The sequence below is a fragment of the uncultured Anaerococcus sp. genome, assembly GCF_947253225.1.
Taxonomy (GTDB): Bacteria; Bacillota; Clostridia; order Tissierellales; family Peptoniphilaceae; genus Anaerococcus.
The window spans coordinates 15,703-31,593 of the sequence record NZ_CAMXYR010000013.1 but is presented as its reverse complement, the minus strand read 5'-3'; the positions used below and the strand labels follow the sequence as shown (position 1 = coordinate 31,593).

The 15,891-nt window shown below is 36.9% G+C and carries 13 protein-coding genes; 12 read left to right on the top strand and 1 reads right to left on the bottom strand.

Annotated elements, in window-relative coordinates:
• Window positions 1-267 precede the first annotated feature (267 nt).
• The 12 genes from dnaA to Q0W95_RS03040 all read left to right on the top strand — a co-directional run bounded on the left by dnaA (window position 268) and on the right by Q0W95_RS03040 (window position 14,715).
• Window positions 268-1,647: a chromosomal replication initiator protein DnaA gene (gene dnaA, locus Q0W95_RS03095; RefSeq protein ID WP_297789890.1), complete on the top strand. Its 1,380-nt coding sequence runs from the start codon at window positions 268-270 to the stop codon at window positions 1,645-1,647.
• Window positions 1,648-1,872: 225 nt separating this feature from the next.
• A complete protein-coding gene (dnaN, locus tag Q0W95_RS03090; protein WP_297789888.1) occupies window positions 1,873-2,985 on the top strand; it encodes a DNA polymerase III subunit beta in 1,113 nt (370 codons plus the stop codon).
• Window positions 2,986-2,992: 7 nt separating this feature from the next.
• Complete coding sequence (locus Q0W95_RS03085; RefSeq protein WP_297789886.1) at window positions 2,993-3,199, top strand: RNA-binding S4 domain-containing protein; 207 nt, start codon at window positions 2,993-2,995, stop codon at window positions 3,197-3,199.
• Window positions 3,199-4,278, top strand: coding sequence for a DNA replication/repair protein RecF (gene recF / locus Q0W95_RS03080; protein WP_297789884.1), 1,080 nt, complete (start codon window positions 3,199-3,201; stop codon window positions 4,276-4,278). The genes Q0W95_RS03085 and recF overlap by 1 nt, the downstream gene beginning before the upstream one ends.
• Window position 4,279: 1 nt before the next feature.
• A complete protein-coding gene (gene gyrB / locus Q0W95_RS03075; RefSeq protein ID WP_297789882.1) occupies window positions 4,280-6,181 on the top strand; it encodes a DNA topoisomerase (ATP-hydrolyzing) subunit B in 1,902 nt (633 codons plus the stop codon).
• Window positions 6,182-6,189: 8 nt separating this feature from the next.
• Entirely contained in the window at window positions 6,190-8,634 is a 2,445-nt protein-coding gene (gyrA, locus tag Q0W95_RS03070) for a DNA gyrase subunit A (RefSeq protein WP_297789880.1), read from the top strand.
• The gene (locus Q0W95_RS03065; protein WP_297789878.1) at window positions 8,627-8,932 is read left to right on the top strand and encodes an STAS domain-containing protein; all 306 of its coding nucleotides are present in this window, start codon (window positions 8,627-8,629) and stop codon (window positions 8,930-8,932) included. Before gyrA ends, Q0W95_RS03065 begins: the two co-directional genes overlap by 8 nt.
• 1 nt (window position 8,933) lies before the next feature.
• A complete protein-coding gene (locus Q0W95_RS03060) occupies window positions 8,934-9,269 on the top strand; it encodes an anti-sigma regulatory factor (RefSeq protein ID WP_297789876.1) in 336 nt (111 codons plus the stop codon).
• A complete protein-coding gene (locus Q0W95_RS03055) occupies window positions 9,269-10,036 on the top strand; it encodes a SigB/SigF/SigG family RNA polymerase sigma factor (RefSeq protein ID WP_297789874.1) in 768 nt (255 codons plus the stop codon). The genes Q0W95_RS03060 and Q0W95_RS03055 overlap by 1 nt, the downstream gene beginning before the upstream one ends.
• 97 nt (window positions 10,037-10,133) lie before the next feature.
• Window positions 10,134-11,438: a DUF438 domain-containing protein gene (locus Q0W95_RS03050; protein ID WP_297789872.1), complete on the top strand. Its 1,305-nt coding sequence runs from the start codon at window positions 10,134-10,136 to the stop codon at window positions 11,436-11,438.
• A 183-nt stretch (window positions 11,439-11,621) separates the two neighbouring features.
• Complete coding sequence (locus Q0W95_RS03045; protein ID WP_297789870.1) at window positions 11,622-14,429, top strand: DNA methyltransferase; 2,808 nt, start codon at window positions 11,622-11,624, stop codon at window positions 14,427-14,429.
• A complete protein-coding gene (locus Q0W95_RS03040) occupies window positions 14,416-14,715 on the top strand; it encodes a cupin domain-containing protein (protein WP_297789868.1) in 300 nt (99 codons plus the stop codon). Before Q0W95_RS03045 ends, Q0W95_RS03040 begins: the two co-directional genes overlap by 14 nt.
• A gap of 36 nt (window positions 14,716-14,751) precedes the next feature.
• Here Q0W95_RS03040 and Q0W95_RS03035 read toward each other — a convergent pair whose 3' ends face one another.
• Window positions 14,752-15,660: a hypothetical protein gene (locus Q0W95_RS03035; protein WP_297789866.1), complete on the bottom strand. Its 909-nt coding sequence runs from the start codon at window positions 15,658-15,660 to the stop codon at window positions 14,752-14,754.
• Window positions 15,661-15,891 lie beyond the last annotated feature (231 nt).

Genomic DNA, 15,891 nt, shown 5'->3' with positions numbered 1-15,891 from the left:
GTTTATAGTATAATTTCATGTGTAAAAGTATATGTAAAACTATGTTTTAGGTCTGAAATTTAACTTTTGTTGTGGATAAATCTTTCAAATTTTTATTTTTTTAAATATTTCTCTTCACTAAACTTTATTTTTCAGGGCATATATTTATCAACACATAAGTTATCCACAAGTTATCCTTATTTTGGGGATAAGTGATATTTTCCTTAGATAATTTTAGAATTTAGGGACTTAAATAATGTTGATAACTTTTTAAGAAAGGTAGGATGGATGACAAATCTAGAATACATTACAGATGAATTAAAAAACGAAATGAAAATGCATGTAAGTGATACCCAACAATTTAATACATGGATAAGCATTTTAAAGCCCCTCAATTTGTATAATGAAGTCTTATACCTAGAAGTTCCTAAAAAAGATACCCTTTTTATTTACGACAAGATATGGGTTCCTCAATTACAAATCGCCCTCGACAATATCAAGACTAAGATTGGTAAAAGTCTCACAATCTCTGTTGTAGCAAAGGATGCCGAAAATTATAATAAGGTATTAACCTTAGGTAAGAACTACGATCCAGACGGACAAATGAGGCTTAATAAGGTATCGTCATTTCCTAGACCTCAGCTAGAAGAAGAAAATATTTTTGCAAATTTCGTTGAGGGAAAGTCTAACCAATACGCCCTCGGTGTAAGTCAGGCAGTTGCAGAAAATATTTCCAATAAGTCTCAAGCTAGACTCTACAATCCTCTCTTTATTTATGGAGAAAGTGGTCTTGGTAAAACCCACCTCATGCAGGCTATAGCTCACGAAATCCTAGATAATAGGGATGATGCCTATGTTATGTACTTATCTAGTGAGAAATTTACTAATGAGATGATAGCTGCTTTAAGGTCTACTAAAAATGAAAAATTTAGGGAAAAATATAGGTCGGTAGATATTCTTCTTATTGATGATATCCAATTTATAGCTGGCAAGGAAGGTACCCAAGAGGAATTTTTCCATACCTTCAATGATCTCTATAATACTGGCAAACAAATAGTTATATCGTCAGATAGACCACCTAAGGAAATTAAACGTCTTGAAGATAGGCTAATTTCAAGATTTTCTTGGGGAATTATTGTAGATATTGGTAAACCAGACTTTGAAACCAGGGTTGCCATCCTACAAAAAAAACTAGATCAACTCGGTGCCTACATAGAAAATGATATCTTATTCTATATAGCAGAAAATATTGACACCAACATCAGAGACCTTGAAGGTGCACTATCTACAGCCATTGCCTATGCTAAGTCTGATGGTAGGGAAGTTGTAACTATGGAAGATGCCATCATAGGTGTGGGGACAAGAGTTAAGAATAAGAAAAAACATATAGGAATTGAAGATATCCAAAAATATGTAGCAGATAAGTACGGAGTAAAACTTTCTGAGCTTAAAGGCAAGTCAAGAAAAAAAGAAATTGTAAATCCTAGACAAATTGCCATGTACTTATCTAGGGAAATATTAAGCGATTCCCTTGTAACTATTGCCAATTCCTTTGATAGAGACCATACAACAATCATCCATGGTATAGAAAAAATCCAAAATCAAATGCAGGAAGATGAGAACTTCAAAACTGAAGTTGAAAGTCTTTTGAAGGAGATAACAGAGTAATATTGTTTATAAGTCTGTGGATAAGTATGGGGATAAGTTTAAGCTTCTGATTTTGTTAAATTACCTTGTGGATAATGTGGAAAACTAGCGATTTTATCCATAAGCTTCCCACAAGTTATCACCACAAGTTATTAGCTAAATTAAGATATTATTAGAACTTATCCACATATATACACGCCCTACTAATAATACTACTAAGTATATATAATAAGTTAAGGAGTAACTATGAAATTTAAAATTAACCAGCAAGAATTAATCGAAGCTATCACTATAGCTAGTAAGGCTGTCTCAAAAAGTACCAATATACAGATCCATGAATTAATATACTTTGAATGTAAAAACAACACCTTATCCCTAAAAGCATCTGATGGGGAAATATCTATAAAAACATCAGTAGATGCTATAGTTGATGAGCAAGGCGAAATGGCAGTAAAGGCTAGCCTTATAGCTAATATAGTCAGAAAATTACCTAATGATCTTGTTAGTATAGAAAACAAGGATGGAAAAATCACCATTAAGTGTTCTTCATCTAAATTTAACCTAATAGCTTTTGATTATTTTGAAAAAAATGACCTCGAAATTCCAGATACTCTCCCTGTTGAGCTTGCTAATGATGTTTTGAAAAGGTCAATTAGCCAAACAGAGTTTGCTACAACCTCAGATGAAACCAAGCTTGCCCTTACAGGAATTCTCTTTGAATTAAAGGAAGGCTTCTTGAATATGGTAGCCCTAGACGGTTACAGGGTTTCTCTAAAGAAAGTAAAACTTGATTATCCAAGCTCTTACGAGGATAGCGAATATATTATACCTAAGAGATCTCTAATTGAATGGTCTAGGATAGTTACAGATGATACTACTACAAAACTTTATAAAAATGACAATGAGTTGATTTTTGTAAGTCAAAATACTACTATGCAATGCAAGGTAATAGATAAAAACTTCATAGATTATAGAAATATAATAAACGATATTTCTGAAACTACAGTAATCTTAGATAAGAGAGACTTGATAAATTCTCTTGACCGTGCCCAAGTCCTTGCAGATCCAGGTAGGGCCAACCTCATTAAAATAGAAATTGTTGATGGGGCGATGGTGATTAAGTCAAATTCTGAAATTGGAGATGTTAGAGAGGTCATAGACGTTGACCAAAAGGGAGAAAATCTTGATATAGCCTTTAATGCGAGATATATGCAAGAAGGAGTTAAGGCTTGCGATTCTACAAAAATTAAGTTAAACTTCAAGTCTTCCCTAAATCCATGCTTGATTTATCCAGAAAATTCAAGCTATGAAAATGAAGATTTCACCTACCTAGTCCTTCCAGTAAGACTAGCGAATTGAGGTAAGTATGGAAAAGATTGAATTTGAAGCAGAAATGATAAGTGCCAAAGATCTTCTCAAGGCCTTGAATATAATTCCCACAGGTGGTCTTGCAAAACACATTATCAAGGAAGAAGGAGTCCTAATTAATGGAGAAGTATCCCATCTTGCTGGCAAGAAATTATACAAAAACGACACCCTAGAATTTGACGATATCTTAATTACGATTATATAATGTGGATTAAAAATTTAAAACTAAATAATTTTAGAAATTATTTCTATGAAAGTGTAGAATTTAATGAAGATTACAATATTTTCATAGGAGATAATGCCCAAGGAAAGACAAATCTTTTGGAAAGTGTTTATTATTTAGCGAATGCTTCAAGTTTTAAGAAAATTAGAGATACAGATATAATTAGGTTTTCTCAAAGCCAGATGAGGCTAGCTGGAACTATCAGAAAAGGTAGGTCTTTCAAGGAAGTTTTAATAGAAGTTAAGGATAAGGATAAGAGTATTTTTGTAAATGGAGTAAAGTATGATAGGAGAAAGGATTTAAGGTCGCTTTTCAAGCTTGTACTTTTTACTCCCGAAGACCTTGCTATCATCAAGGAAGGACCAAATCTTAGGCGTGATTTGATAGATGGGATTATTGAAGGAATTGATTTTTCCTACAAAAAAACCAAAAGAGACTATGATAAAATCCTCTATCAGAGAAATCGACTCCTAAAAAACAAGACCTCTTCTTATTTTAACGAACAACTTTCTGCCTTTGATGAAACAATAACCAAGCTTGGTTATAAGATTTTGAAGACTAGAAAAAAATTCGTTAAAATAATAGGAGATTTCGCTAAGGACTTTCACCTTAGCCTAACAGATGGGGCTGAAGTTCTTGAGATGGATTACAAGCCCGACCTTGATGCAAAGGATTTTGCCTCATATGTGGAAGACTTTAAGGCAAGCAAAGACCTAGACCTTAAATATCTAACAAGCCAGAGAGGCATCCACAAAGATGATATAGATATTTCTATTAATGGGAAACCAACAAAAAGTTTTGCCTCTCAAGGGCAACAAAGGTCTGCGATTTTAAACATTAGGCTCGCAGAAGTAAAACTAACCAAAGAAGTAACAGGCGATGAGGCTGTTATTTTGTTTGATGATGTATTTTCAGAACTAGATGAAAAAAGATCCTTGTTTTTATTAGAAAACCTCAAGGGTTACCAGACTATAATCACTGCCACCAACACCAAGAGCTTGGAAGATATAGATAAAGACAAGATTTCTTACATAGTAGATGGAAATATTAGAAAGGAATAGTATGCAAGATAATAATTATGATGCCGGTAATATCAGGGTCTTGGAGGGACTTGAACCAGTTAGACTAAGGCCTGGTATGTATATAGGATCAACTAGCGAAAAAGGACTCCACCACCTTGTCTATGAGGTGGTCGACAACTCTATAGACGAGGCTCTAGCTGGTCGTTGTGACTACATAAAAGTTAGCGTATCAAAAGATAATATAGTAACTGTAGAAGATGATGGTTCGGGTATTCCTGTAAAAGAGCACCCAACAACCCACAAGTCAACCTTGGAAACTGTTCTTACAGTCCTTCACGCAGGCGGTAAGTTTGACGATAAGGCCTATCAATTTTCTGGAGGACTTCACGGTGTAGGAGTTTCAGTAGTAAACGCCCTAAGTGAGTATATGATTGCCGAAGTAAAAAGAGATGGGCATATCTACAAGATGACCTTTGCCAGAGGTGAAGTTACAAGCGATCTTGAAATAATTGGAGATACTAACGAAACAGGAACCAAAATCACCTTCAAACCTGATGGGGAAATTTTTGATACAACAATCTTTGATAGAAAAACCCTAGAAAATAGGTTTAGAGAAATGGCCTTTCTCAATAAGGGAGTTGAGATAATTTTTGAAGACCTAAGGGAAGATTTCTCAGAAAGATTTAAGTATGAGGGAGGGATAGGTGAATTTGTAGCCTACCTTAACAGAAACAAGACTCCAATCATGGAAGAAATCCCACATTTTGATGGCTTTCAGGAAGATATAGAAGTTGAAGTGAGCTTCCAATACACTGACGGTTATAGCGAAAATATCCTAACCTACGCCAACAACATCCATACTCCAGAAGGCGGAACCCACTTGTCTGGATTTAGGTCTGCCCTAACAAGAACTGTTAACGACTATGCAAGAAGCTTTAAATTCCTCAAAGAAAACGAAGAAAACCTTCAAGGTGAGGATATCAGAGAAGGAATTACTGCCATAGTTTCAATAAAAATATCAGAGCCACAATTCGAGGGTCAGACTAAGGCAAAACTTGGAAACTCCGAGGTAAGAGGAGCTGTAGATACCTTTGTAAGCCAAAGGATTCAAGCCTTCCTCGAAGAAAATCCCAAACCAGCCAAGGCCATAATCGAAAAAGCCCTAGCCTCAAGAAGGGCGAGGGAAGCTGCAAGAAAGGCAAGAGATCTCACAAGAAAAAGATCAATCCTAGATTCAACTACTCTTCCAGGAAAACTTGCAGACTGCCAATCAACAGATTTATCCGAAAATGAAATCTTCATAGTCGAGGGTAATTCTGCGGGAGGTTCTGCCAAGGGAGGAAGAGATAATAGAATTCAAGCCATCCTTCCTCTTAGAGGAAAAATAATGAATGTAGAAAAAGCCAACCTCGATAAAATCCTAAATTCAGAAGAAATTAAGGCTATGATTACAGCCTTTGGTACTGGAATAGGTAAGGAGTTTGATATATCTAAGCTACGTTATGGTAAAATTATAATCATGACCGATGCCGATGTCGACGGTGCCCATATCAGAACCCTTCTTCTGACCTTCTTCTATAGGTACATGAAACCTCTAATTGATGAAGGCCATGTCTATGTAGCCCAACCACCACTTTATAAAATAAGCCATGGTAGAAATGAGCGTTATGTATACACAGATGCCGAAAGAGATAAGGTTCTAAAGGAACTTGATGTAGACAATTACAAGATTAATAGGTATAAGGGTCTTGGTGAGATGAACGCTGACCAACTATGGGATACAACCATGGATCCAGACCACAGGGTTTTACTAAGGGTAAGCGAAGACTTTGAATCAACAAGCACAGATGATACCTTCTCTCTATTAATGGGAGAGAAAGTAGAACCTAGACGTAACTTTATCCAAGAAAACGCCAAGTACGTATCAAACATTGACGTATAGGAGGCAAAATGACAGAAGATAAGAATATTATAAATGTAGACCTCGAAAAGAAAATGAAGGACTCCTACCTCGAATACTCCATGAGTGTAATCGTATCAAGAGCCCTCCCAGATGTTAGAGATGGTCTAAAACCAGTTCATAGAAGAATCCTTTATGGAATGGAAGGACTTGGTCTAGATCCTAACAAACCAACCAGAAAATCTGCTAGAGTTGTCGGAGATGTAATGGGTAAATATCACCCTCACGGTGATAGTGCCATCTACGATGCCCTAGTAAGACTTGCCCAAGACTTCTCAACCAGATATCCTTTGGCCCAAGGTCAAGGTAACTTTGGTTCAGTCGACGGTGATGATGCAGCTGCTATGCGTTACACAGAAGTAAGGATGAGCAAGATTGCCAAGGAAATGCTAAGAGATATCAACAAGGATACTGTTGACTTTATGCCAAACTTCGATGAGGAAGAGATGGAGCCAACAGTCCTTCCTTCGAGATTTCCTAACCTTCTTGTAAATGGTTCAAATGGTATAGCTGTAGGTATGGCGACCAACATGGCTCCTCACAATCTCGGTGAAGCTATCGATGCCTGCGTAGCCTACATGAAAAATCCTGAAATCTCCATAGAAGAGCTCAACAAAATCATGCCTGGTCCAGACTTTCCGACAGGAGCCTACATCCTAGGCAAATCTGGCATAAAAGATGCCTATGAAACAGGACGAGGCAAGGTAAAACTTCGTGCAGTTGCCAGAATAGAATCCTTCAAGAAAAATAGGGAAAGAATTATAGTTTCAGAGATTCCATACCAAGTCAACAAGGCAAGGCTCATAGAAAAAATTGCAGACCTTGTAAAAGAAAAGAGAATTGATGGGATATCTGACATAAGAGATGAGTCAGATAGGAAAGGAATGAGGATTGCAATAGAGATAAAGAGGGACTCAAACGCCAACATAGTCCTAAACAACCTCTACAAGTACACTCAGCTAGAGACTACCTTCGGTATTATTAACCTTGCCCTAGTTGATGGCATCCCACAAATTCTAAATCTAAAAGAACTAATCCAATACTACATCGTCCACCAAAAGGAAGTTGTAACTAGAAGGACAAGTTTTGACCTATCCAAAGCCAAGGCGAGAAAACATATCGTAGAAGGTTTGATAATAGCAATTGATAATATCGACGAGATAATTAAAATAATTCGTTCTTCTTATGACAATGACGAAATCAAAAAGATCTTCTTGGAGAGATTTGGCCTAACAGACAAGCAATCTCAAGCCATCCTAGATATGCAACTAAAAAGGCTATCAGGACTCGAAATCGACAAGCTAAATGCAGAAAATAAAGAACTAGCAGAAACCATAGCCTACCTCCTATCCATCCTAAACTCTGAAGAAAACTTGATAGAACTAATCATCAAGGAAATGGAAGAAATCAAGGAAAAATACTCCGATGCAAGGAGAACAAAGATTATACCAGATGAGGGAGAAATCGAAATCGAAGAGCTAATCGAAAGAGAAGATGTCCTCCTAACCCTAACCAACGATGGCTATATCAAAAGACTTCCTATAGACACCTACAAGGTTCAAAATAGGGGAGGTAAGGGAATAGCGGCAGGAAACACCAAGGAAGGCGACTTTATCAAAAAGATAAAGACGACCAATACCCACGAAGACCTACTATTTTTCACATCCCTAGGTAAGGTTTATTCACTAAAAGCCTATGAAGTTCCAGAAGGTAGCCGTCAATCAAGGGGAGTTGCCATAATCAACATCCTAAACCTTGAATCAGGCGAAAGAATCACCGAGATGATGACCCTCTCAGAATTAAACGACGATAGCCAAATAGTCCTACAAACCAAGGACGGAACTATCAAAAAAACTGACGCAGAAAACTTCACCAATATCAGGAAAAACGGAATCATAGCAATCTCGCTTAAAGATGATGATAAACTCATATCCGTAAGGCAAATTGACAAGGAAGAAGAGCTAATCATATCCACCAAACAAGGTATGACCATCCAATTTAACTCAGCCGACCTTCGCTCTATGGGAAGAATCGCTCAAGGAGTAAGGGCTATAAAACTTGCCGATGGAGATGAAGTTGTTTCTATGAACATCAAAGGTGACGAGACCTATCTTTTGGTAGTTACAGAAAATGGTTTCGGCAAAAAGACCTCCTTCAGCAACTTCAAAAACCAAAATAGGGGAGGTAAGGGAGTAAAATGCCACAAGGTAACTAAGAAAACAGGCGACCTTGTCGATACCCTACCAGTTGATCTTGACAATGATATTATGATGGTTTCCCTATCAGGAGATATGATAAGGATAAATGTCAGAGATATATCAATAACTGGAAGAAACACCATAGGTGTCAAACTCAAAAACCTAACCGACGATAAAGATAGGATTGTTTCAGTAACTAAATACAGTGCTTTGGAAGAAGAGGAAGAAGATGTTTAAGGCAAATATTGATAGAGAAAACAATGAGCTAGTCCTAAAACTTGCAGGCGACCTAGATGTGTACTCAGAAGAAGAATTTAGGGACTTCATTGAAGATAAACTTACAAACCTTGATTCAGACCTAGTAATAGATATCAAAGACCTTGATTACCTAGACTCAACGGGTCTTGGCATGTTTATGAAAATATATAAACTCAACCAAGAAAAGGGCAAGAAGGTAAGAGTTGTAAATCCTAAAGAAAATATCCTAAAGCTCTTTAAAATCACAGAACTTACAGAAATATTTGAGATGGTTTAATATGGAAAAAATCAGCATAAAAATCCCAGCAAACAGCCTCTACATCAAATCAATAAGGCTCTTTGCGGCAAGTCTTGCCTCAGATTTGGGATTTAATATAGAAGAAGTAGAAGACCTTAGGGTAGTTGTGGCAGAAGCCATAAACTACAAGCTAAATGAAGAAGAAATCACCATAAACTTCTACACAGAAGAAAAACATCTGCAAGTAGAAGTTATAGGCAAGGATAGGGATCTCGACACCAAGGCCCTATCCATGAGAGATTTAATCCTCAAAGAGCTATGTGATGAACTTACTATTTTGGACAACAAGATAGTCTTAACCATAAGGGCAGAATAATGTCTAAAGAAAGCAAAAAAGAGCACAAAGAGGCCCTCCAAGAAAAATTTGAAGAATATTACAAGACTCGCGATAGGAAACTAAGGGATGAACTTATACAAGAGCATATGTATATAGTCGATATCCTCTCCAACAAGTATGTAGGCAAGGGAATAGAAAAAGATGACCTCTACCAAGTAGCAAGCCTTGGGCTAATCTATGCCATAGAAAGATTCGACCCAACCAAGGGATTTGCCTTCTCCTCCTTTGCAACACCAACCATAATGGGTGAGCTAAAAAGATACTTTAGGGACAAGGGCTGGGTCATAAGAGTTCCCAGAAGAATTCAAAACCTCTATAAGAAAATCAACACTGCCAAGAAAATCCTTCCCCAAGAACTACAAAGGACACCTACTGTAGCAGATATAGCAGACTATTTGGGAGAAGATGAGGAGACCATCCTAGAAACCATGGAAGCAAGTAAGGTCTACACACCCCAATCCTTGGATATGAAATACCAAGTTCAAAAGGGAGAAAACGCCATCGACCTATCCGATATGATAGGAGAAGAAGACAAAAACTTCGACTCAATCGAGCTAAAAGACCTCATAGACAAATCCAAAGCAAGGCTAAACGATTTGGAAAAAGAAATTCTCGACCTAAGATACTATGAAGGAAGAACTCAGGTTGATATAGCAAACACCTTGGATATCAGCCAAATGACCGTATCAAGAATCGAGAAAAAAATCCTCCAAAAATTCAGCCTAGAATTAGAAAAAATGAAATGACCTCAAGCGAGGTCTTTTTTCTTTGCCTAGTAACAAATGTTACTGATTATTATTATCAAAAGGGATATAATAATAAAAAAGATAGTGGAGGTAAGCTATGAAAATTGATATTAACAAAAATGTGTACGACCTAGTTACAGAAAATCCAGAAATTAAGACCACCTTGATAGACCTAGGCTTTAAAGCCCTAGCCAACCCCCTCATGTTCAATACAATGGCAAAAAAGATGTCCATAAAACGTGGGGCCAAGATGCTAGGCATAGATAATATTAGCCAAAAACTCGAAGAATGTGGCTATGAAATAGTTGATTCATCAACAAATCCAGAAGTCCAACAAAGAAAAGAACTTATAAAAAATTATATAGCAAGACTGACATCAGGTGAGGACCTAGAAACAGTTAGGAAAGATTTCGTAGAAAACTTTGAAGGAGTCTCCTCATCTGAAATAATGGATGCAGAAGAAGACTTGCTAAATTCTGGAGTCGACAAGGAAGAAGTAAGGAAATTGTGCGACGTGCACTCAGCCCTCTTTCATGGAATGACGGAAAGTGAAAAAACTAAGGAAGCCTACACCGATCCCTTTATTTCTTATATGGTAAGGGAAAATGATAAGGTAAAAGAAATCATAAAAAAAGCCCAAGAGGAAGGAGATTTCTCCGAGCAATTGCAAAAAATAGGCTCTCACTATAAGAAGAAGGGAGACCTTATCTATCCAATCCTCAAGGTCAAATACAAGAAAAAAGGACCATCAGATGTGATGTGGGCAGTGGATGTAGAAATAGGCAAGGGACTCAAAAAAGCCATCAAGGAAAAGAACCAAACCCTCTTGGATGAAACTCTAAAAAGAGCGGAGGAGATGACCTATAAGGAAGAAAATATCCTCTATCCCCTAGTAAGGGAGAACTTGAGCAAAGAAGACCTCGACCTCCTCTACCAAGACCTAGAAGACTACGACCACGACTTGGTAGCCTATGGAAAGGAAAACTTTGAGCAAGAGAAGATCAAGGAAGATGATTATATCCACTTCAAAAAAGGCAAACTAAGAATCGACCAACTAGAAGCCATGCTCGACACCATGGAAATAGAAATAACCTTCGTAGACGACAAGGACATAAACTCCTACTACAACGACCACGAGGGAAGAAAAGTATTCAAAAGACCTATAAGCTCACTCGGCAGAGAAGTCTACACCTGCCACCCACCCCAAGTAGAACCACTAGTGAGAGGCCTCATAAAAGACTTCAAAGACAAAAAGAAAGACTCCTTCAAACTAATAAAAAAAATCGGCGACAAGGACTTTGCCATCTCCTACTACGCAGTAAGAGACAAAGAAGGAACCTACAAGGGAGTCCTAGAAACTGTCCAAGACTTAAGCTTCTATAAGGACTACCTCACAAAATAAGAGCGTATTTTTCAAAAAATAATAAGAAAATTCATCACCTTTCAAATCATCATTGAAGCATGGCTTGAGAGGTGAATTTTATTGGGAAAATCCCCCTAGCTTACAAACTTAACTCCTTTAATCTTAGCTTTTAATAATAGGTCCTTATGATATAATTTAGATATAACGACCAAGGAGAAGACTGTGAAACTAAGTGAACAACAAATAAGAGCTAAAGAATTTAGCCAAAGATGGGAAAATACAGGAGATGAAAAAAGCGGAAGCCAAAAGTTTTGGCTTGATTTACTAGAAAATGTACTCGGAGTCAAAGATCCCTATTCCTACATAGACTTTGAAACGAGGGTAAAACTAGACAACACCTCCTTCATAGATGGCTACATAGACAAAACCCACGTCCTAATAGAACAAAAATCATCCCAAAAAGCTTTGGATAAAGCAATAAAACAATCTGACGGTTCCTACCTAACCCCCTTCCAACAAGCCAAAAGATACTCAACAGAACTCCCCTACTCCCAAAGACCCAGATGGATAATAACCTCAAACTTCAAAGAGTTCTACATCTACGACATGGAAAAACCAACAGGCGAACCAGAAAAGATAAGGCTAAAAGACCTAGCCAATGAAATCTATAGGCTAAACTTCTTGGTAAGAGAAGAAGAAGACTTCATAAAAAAAGAAACCCAAATTTCAATCGAAGCAGGAGAAATAGTAGCAAGCATCTATGAAGCCCTCCTAATGGAATACAAAAACCCCCAAAGTGAAAAGACCCTACATTCCTTAAACATCCTATGCGTAAGGCTGGTATTTTGCCTATATGCAGAAGACGCAGGGCTATTTGGCAACAAAAATATGTTCCACAATTACCTAAATAAGTACAAAGATTCAAACCCTAGGACAGCCTTGCTAAATATATTTAGAATATTAAATCAAAAGGAAGAAGATAGAGACCCCTATGAAGACAAGGACCTCCTAGCCTTTCCTTATGTTAATGGTGGGCTTTTTTCTGATATGGACATAGAAATCCCTAGACTAAATCCAAACATAGTTGATATCATCCTAAATAGGGCTTCCCTTGGCTTTGACTGGTCAAAAATATCTCCAACCATCTTTGGGTCAGTCTTTGAATCAACCTTAAACCCAGAAACCAGACGTTCTGGAGGAATGCACTACACATCTATAAAAAATATCCACAAGCTAATAGACCCTTTGTTTTTGGATGGATTAAAAGAAGAATTTGCAGAAATCAAAGAAATAGACCAAGTAAAACAGAAAAAACAAAGGCTTGAAGAACTTCATAACAAAATAGCAAATCTCAAATTCCTCGACCCAGCCGCAGGAAGCGGAAATTTTTTGACAGAAACTTATATTTCCCTAAGAAAACTCGAAAATAAAATTATAGAAGAAAAAATAAGGAAAAAAGATGTTATATCCATATCCTTTATAGATGAAAACTCGGAAGAATTAGAAAATCCTATTAGGGTAAAGCTAGGCCAATTTTACGGAATAGAAATAAATGACTTTGCAGTAACCGTAGCAAGGACAGCCCTCTGGATATCAGAAGACCAGATGATGAAAGAAACCATGAATATCATCCATCAAAAAATGGACATCCTTCCCCTCAAATCTTATGCCAATATAGTAGAAGCCAACGCCCTAGCAATGGACTGGAAAGACCTAGTAGAGGCAGAAGAGCTCGACTATATAATGGGCAACCCTCCTTTTGTGGGATATAAATATTTAAGTAAAAATCAAAAAAATGAACTTAAAAATTTATTTAATAATATGAGGTCAATTGATTATGTAGCAGGATGGTATAATATCAGCATTGATTATATACAAGAAACACATATTAAGTGTGCCTTTGTTTCGACTAATTCAATTGTTCAAGGTGAATCTATTCAAAATATGTGGAAGCCATTAAATGAAAAATATAAATTCGAAATAGATTTTGCACATAGGAGCTTTAAATGGACTAGTGAAGCATCTGATAAGGCTTCTGTTTATTGTGTAATAATCGGGTTTTCTTATAATGGTGTTAGTAAGAAATTATTGTTCCATAATGGAAATAAGAAAAATGTAGAAAAGATAAATCCTTATCTAGTTGAAGCAGATTTCATTATTATGAATAGGACATCAAAACCATTGTGTAACGTATCCAAGATGACTAAAGGAGCCCAATTAATTGATGGAGATAATTTTAGGTTGACAGAATCAGAAGTTGAAAAAATAATAAGCGGAGATCAAAATATTGAACCTTATATTTATGAATATCTAAATGCTAGAACTTTTATTAATAGAACAAGTAAAGATGAAAAAGAATATTGTTTATATTTAACAAATTGTTCACCAGATCTAATTAATAAAAACTCAATAGTAAAAGATAGGGTAAGAAAAGTAAAAGAATACAGGGAAAATAGCAGTGCGGAAACAACAAGAAAATTAGCAAATCAACCAACGCTATTTTTTCAAAAACAAGTTCCAGAAAATAAAAATATAGTTGTTCCTGTAGTTTCATCTGAAAAGAGAAAATATATACCTATGGATTTCATGCCATCTAAAGTTGTTTACACAAATGCCTTATTTTTTATAGACAATGCTAACATTTATGAATTTGGAGTATTGATGTCCAATGTTCATATGGGATGGATGAGAGTATTTGCTGGAAGACTTAAAACTGATTATAGATATTCGAACACGCTAGTCTACAACACGTTCCCATGGCCAAGTCCAACATATAAGCAGAAAGAAAAAATAGAAAAATCAGCCCAAAAGATTTTAGATGCCAGAGCCCTTTATCCAAACTCTTCCCTAGCCGACCTCTATGACGATTTAACCATGCCAGCTGAATTGAGAAAGGCTCATATGGTAAATGACAAGGCAGTTATGGAAGCATACGGCTTTGATTGGAGGACTATGACCGAGTCCGAGTGTGTGGCAGAACTTATGAAGATGTATAAGGCTTTACTAGGAGATGATGATGGAAGTATTTAATTTTTTGGCCAATTTGAAGTTTTCGACCCAAGAAGAAGTCGAAGAACTTGTTTATGAAGATGAGAAGACAAGGATTCTAAGAACCCTATCCCTCAACCAAGTTACCGATTTTATGACCCAAGATGAGGATGAGGCAGTCCTACTTTTGGATGGCCTTGCTTCTATTGAAACTCCTACAGGGACCCTTAGGATGAAGAGGGGAGATTTTCTCTTTATCCCTAAGGGAACAAGACACAGGGTAGTTGACCAAGAAAGGGCAGTTTGGTTGTGCATTTTTCATAAATAAGAAAAAAGGCCTCAGCTTTAAAGCTGGGGTCTTTTGTTAGTTGCCTGGATACATGGTTGATGAGCCTGGATACATTTTGGCAAGCTCGTTTATGATTAGTCCCACATCTCCAAAGCCAGTTTCTTCTAGTTTCTTTTGGGCTCTGGTGTAGGCTAGGTCTATGTCGTCTTTGCTTATTTTGTCTACTGACTCTTGGCTAAAGCCGTAAGCTTGAACTAGGCCTTGTTTGAATTCGTCGTAGTCGGCATCATTTTCGGCAAATTTGAGGGTCTTGTCATCGGTTGAGCTAGCCTCTTTGTTATCTCCAAAGAGGTCCTTGCCTACTGCACTGACATAGTCGGTGTAGAGGCCTTCTTCGTTGGCCTTGTAGGCTTTTTTGAAGGCTTTTTCAAGATCCCTGTCGGTGATTTTGTTGACCTTGCTTGGGTCATAGCCTAGGTTGATGAGGTTGGTTCTTTCTTCTTGATACTTATCGCTTACTTCATCCTTGCTCTTGTTCCAGCTGTAGATTTCGTCGATAAAATCATAAGGGAACTTGTTGGAGTAGTCTGGATAGTCCTTGGCGATTTGTTGGAATACTATATCTTTTACGTCCCAATAGCCAGTCTTATCGCAAGTTGCCTTGGCACGGAGGTAGTAGTCCTTGATGTCTTCATCAGTTATCTTATCGAGAACTTCTGGGTCGAACTGACCAACGCCAGTGATGTATCCTCTCCACTTGTCGTAGTCGATTTTTTCTTCTTTTTTATCAGAACTTTCCTTCTCGTCCTTATCTTTCTTATCTTGGTCATCTTCCTTGGCTTGGGCAGAATTCTTATCCTTATCTTCTACTGCACTTTCTACTTTTGTGTCAGAAACATTGTCTTTTTTTCCTAAATTTACATTGGCACATGAGCTTAAAACTAGGGCAAAGGCTAGAGCCAATAAGATTTTTTTAGTTTTCATATTTCCTCCTGTTTTACTTATATGATACCCGAATTATCGAATTTTAATATTAAAGAGCTAGGCGAAAATTAATTAATTTTGTAAAGTGGTGAGGGAAATTTGATAAATATTTAAGAATTGTAACCTTTTTGTTGCAATTTCTAGGGAAAAGGTCTATAATAATTATGAAATGCCTAAAAATAAGGGAAATTGTAATTAAATTGTAATTAAAATAAATGAAAAGGGGTAAGG

Coding starts and splice junctions, on each gene's coding strand:
- Q0W95_RS03055 (WP_297789874.1), top strand. CDS start 9,269: ATGTCTAAAGAAAGCAAAAAAGAGCACAAAGAGGCCCTCCAAGAAAAA.
- Q0W95_RS03050 (WP_297789872.1), top strand. CDS start 10,134: ATGAAAATTGATATTAACAAAAATGTGTACGACCTAGTTACAGAAAAT.
- dnaN (WP_297789888.1), top strand. CDS start 1,873: ATGAAATTTAAAATTAACCAGCAAGAATTAATCGAAGCTATCACTATA.
- Q0W95_RS03085 (WP_297789886.1), top strand. CDS start 2,993: ATGGAAAAGATTGAATTTGAAGCAGAAATGATAAGTGCCAAAGATCTT.
- dnaA (WP_297789890.1), top strand. CDS start 268: ATGACAAATCTAGAATACATTACAGATGAATTAAAAAACGAAATGAAA.
- recF (WP_297789884.1), top strand. CDS start 3,199: ATGTGGATTAAAAATTTAAAACTAAATAATTTTAGAAATTATTTCTAT.
- Q0W95_RS03060 (WP_297789876.1), top strand. CDS start 8,934: ATGGAAAAAATCAGCATAAAAATCCCAGCAAACAGCCTCTACATCAAA.
- Q0W95_RS03035 (WP_297789866.1), bottom strand. CDS start 15,660: ATGAAAACTAAAAAAATCTTATTGGCTCTAGCCTTTGCCCTAGTTTTA.
- Q0W95_RS03065 (WP_297789878.1), top strand. CDS start 8,627: ATGTTTAAGGCAAATATTGATAGAGAAAACAATGAGCTAGTCCTAAAA.
- Q0W95_RS03040 (WP_297789868.1), top strand. CDS start 14,416: ATGGAAGTATTTAATTTTTTGGCCAATTTGAAGTTTTCGACCCAAGAA.
- gyrB (WP_297789882.1), top strand. CDS start 4,280: ATGCAAGATAATAATTATGATGCCGGTAATATCAGGGTCTTGGAGGGA.
- gyrA (WP_297789880.1), top strand. CDS start 6,190: ATGACAGAAGATAAGAATATTATAAATGTAGACCTCGAAAAGAAAATG.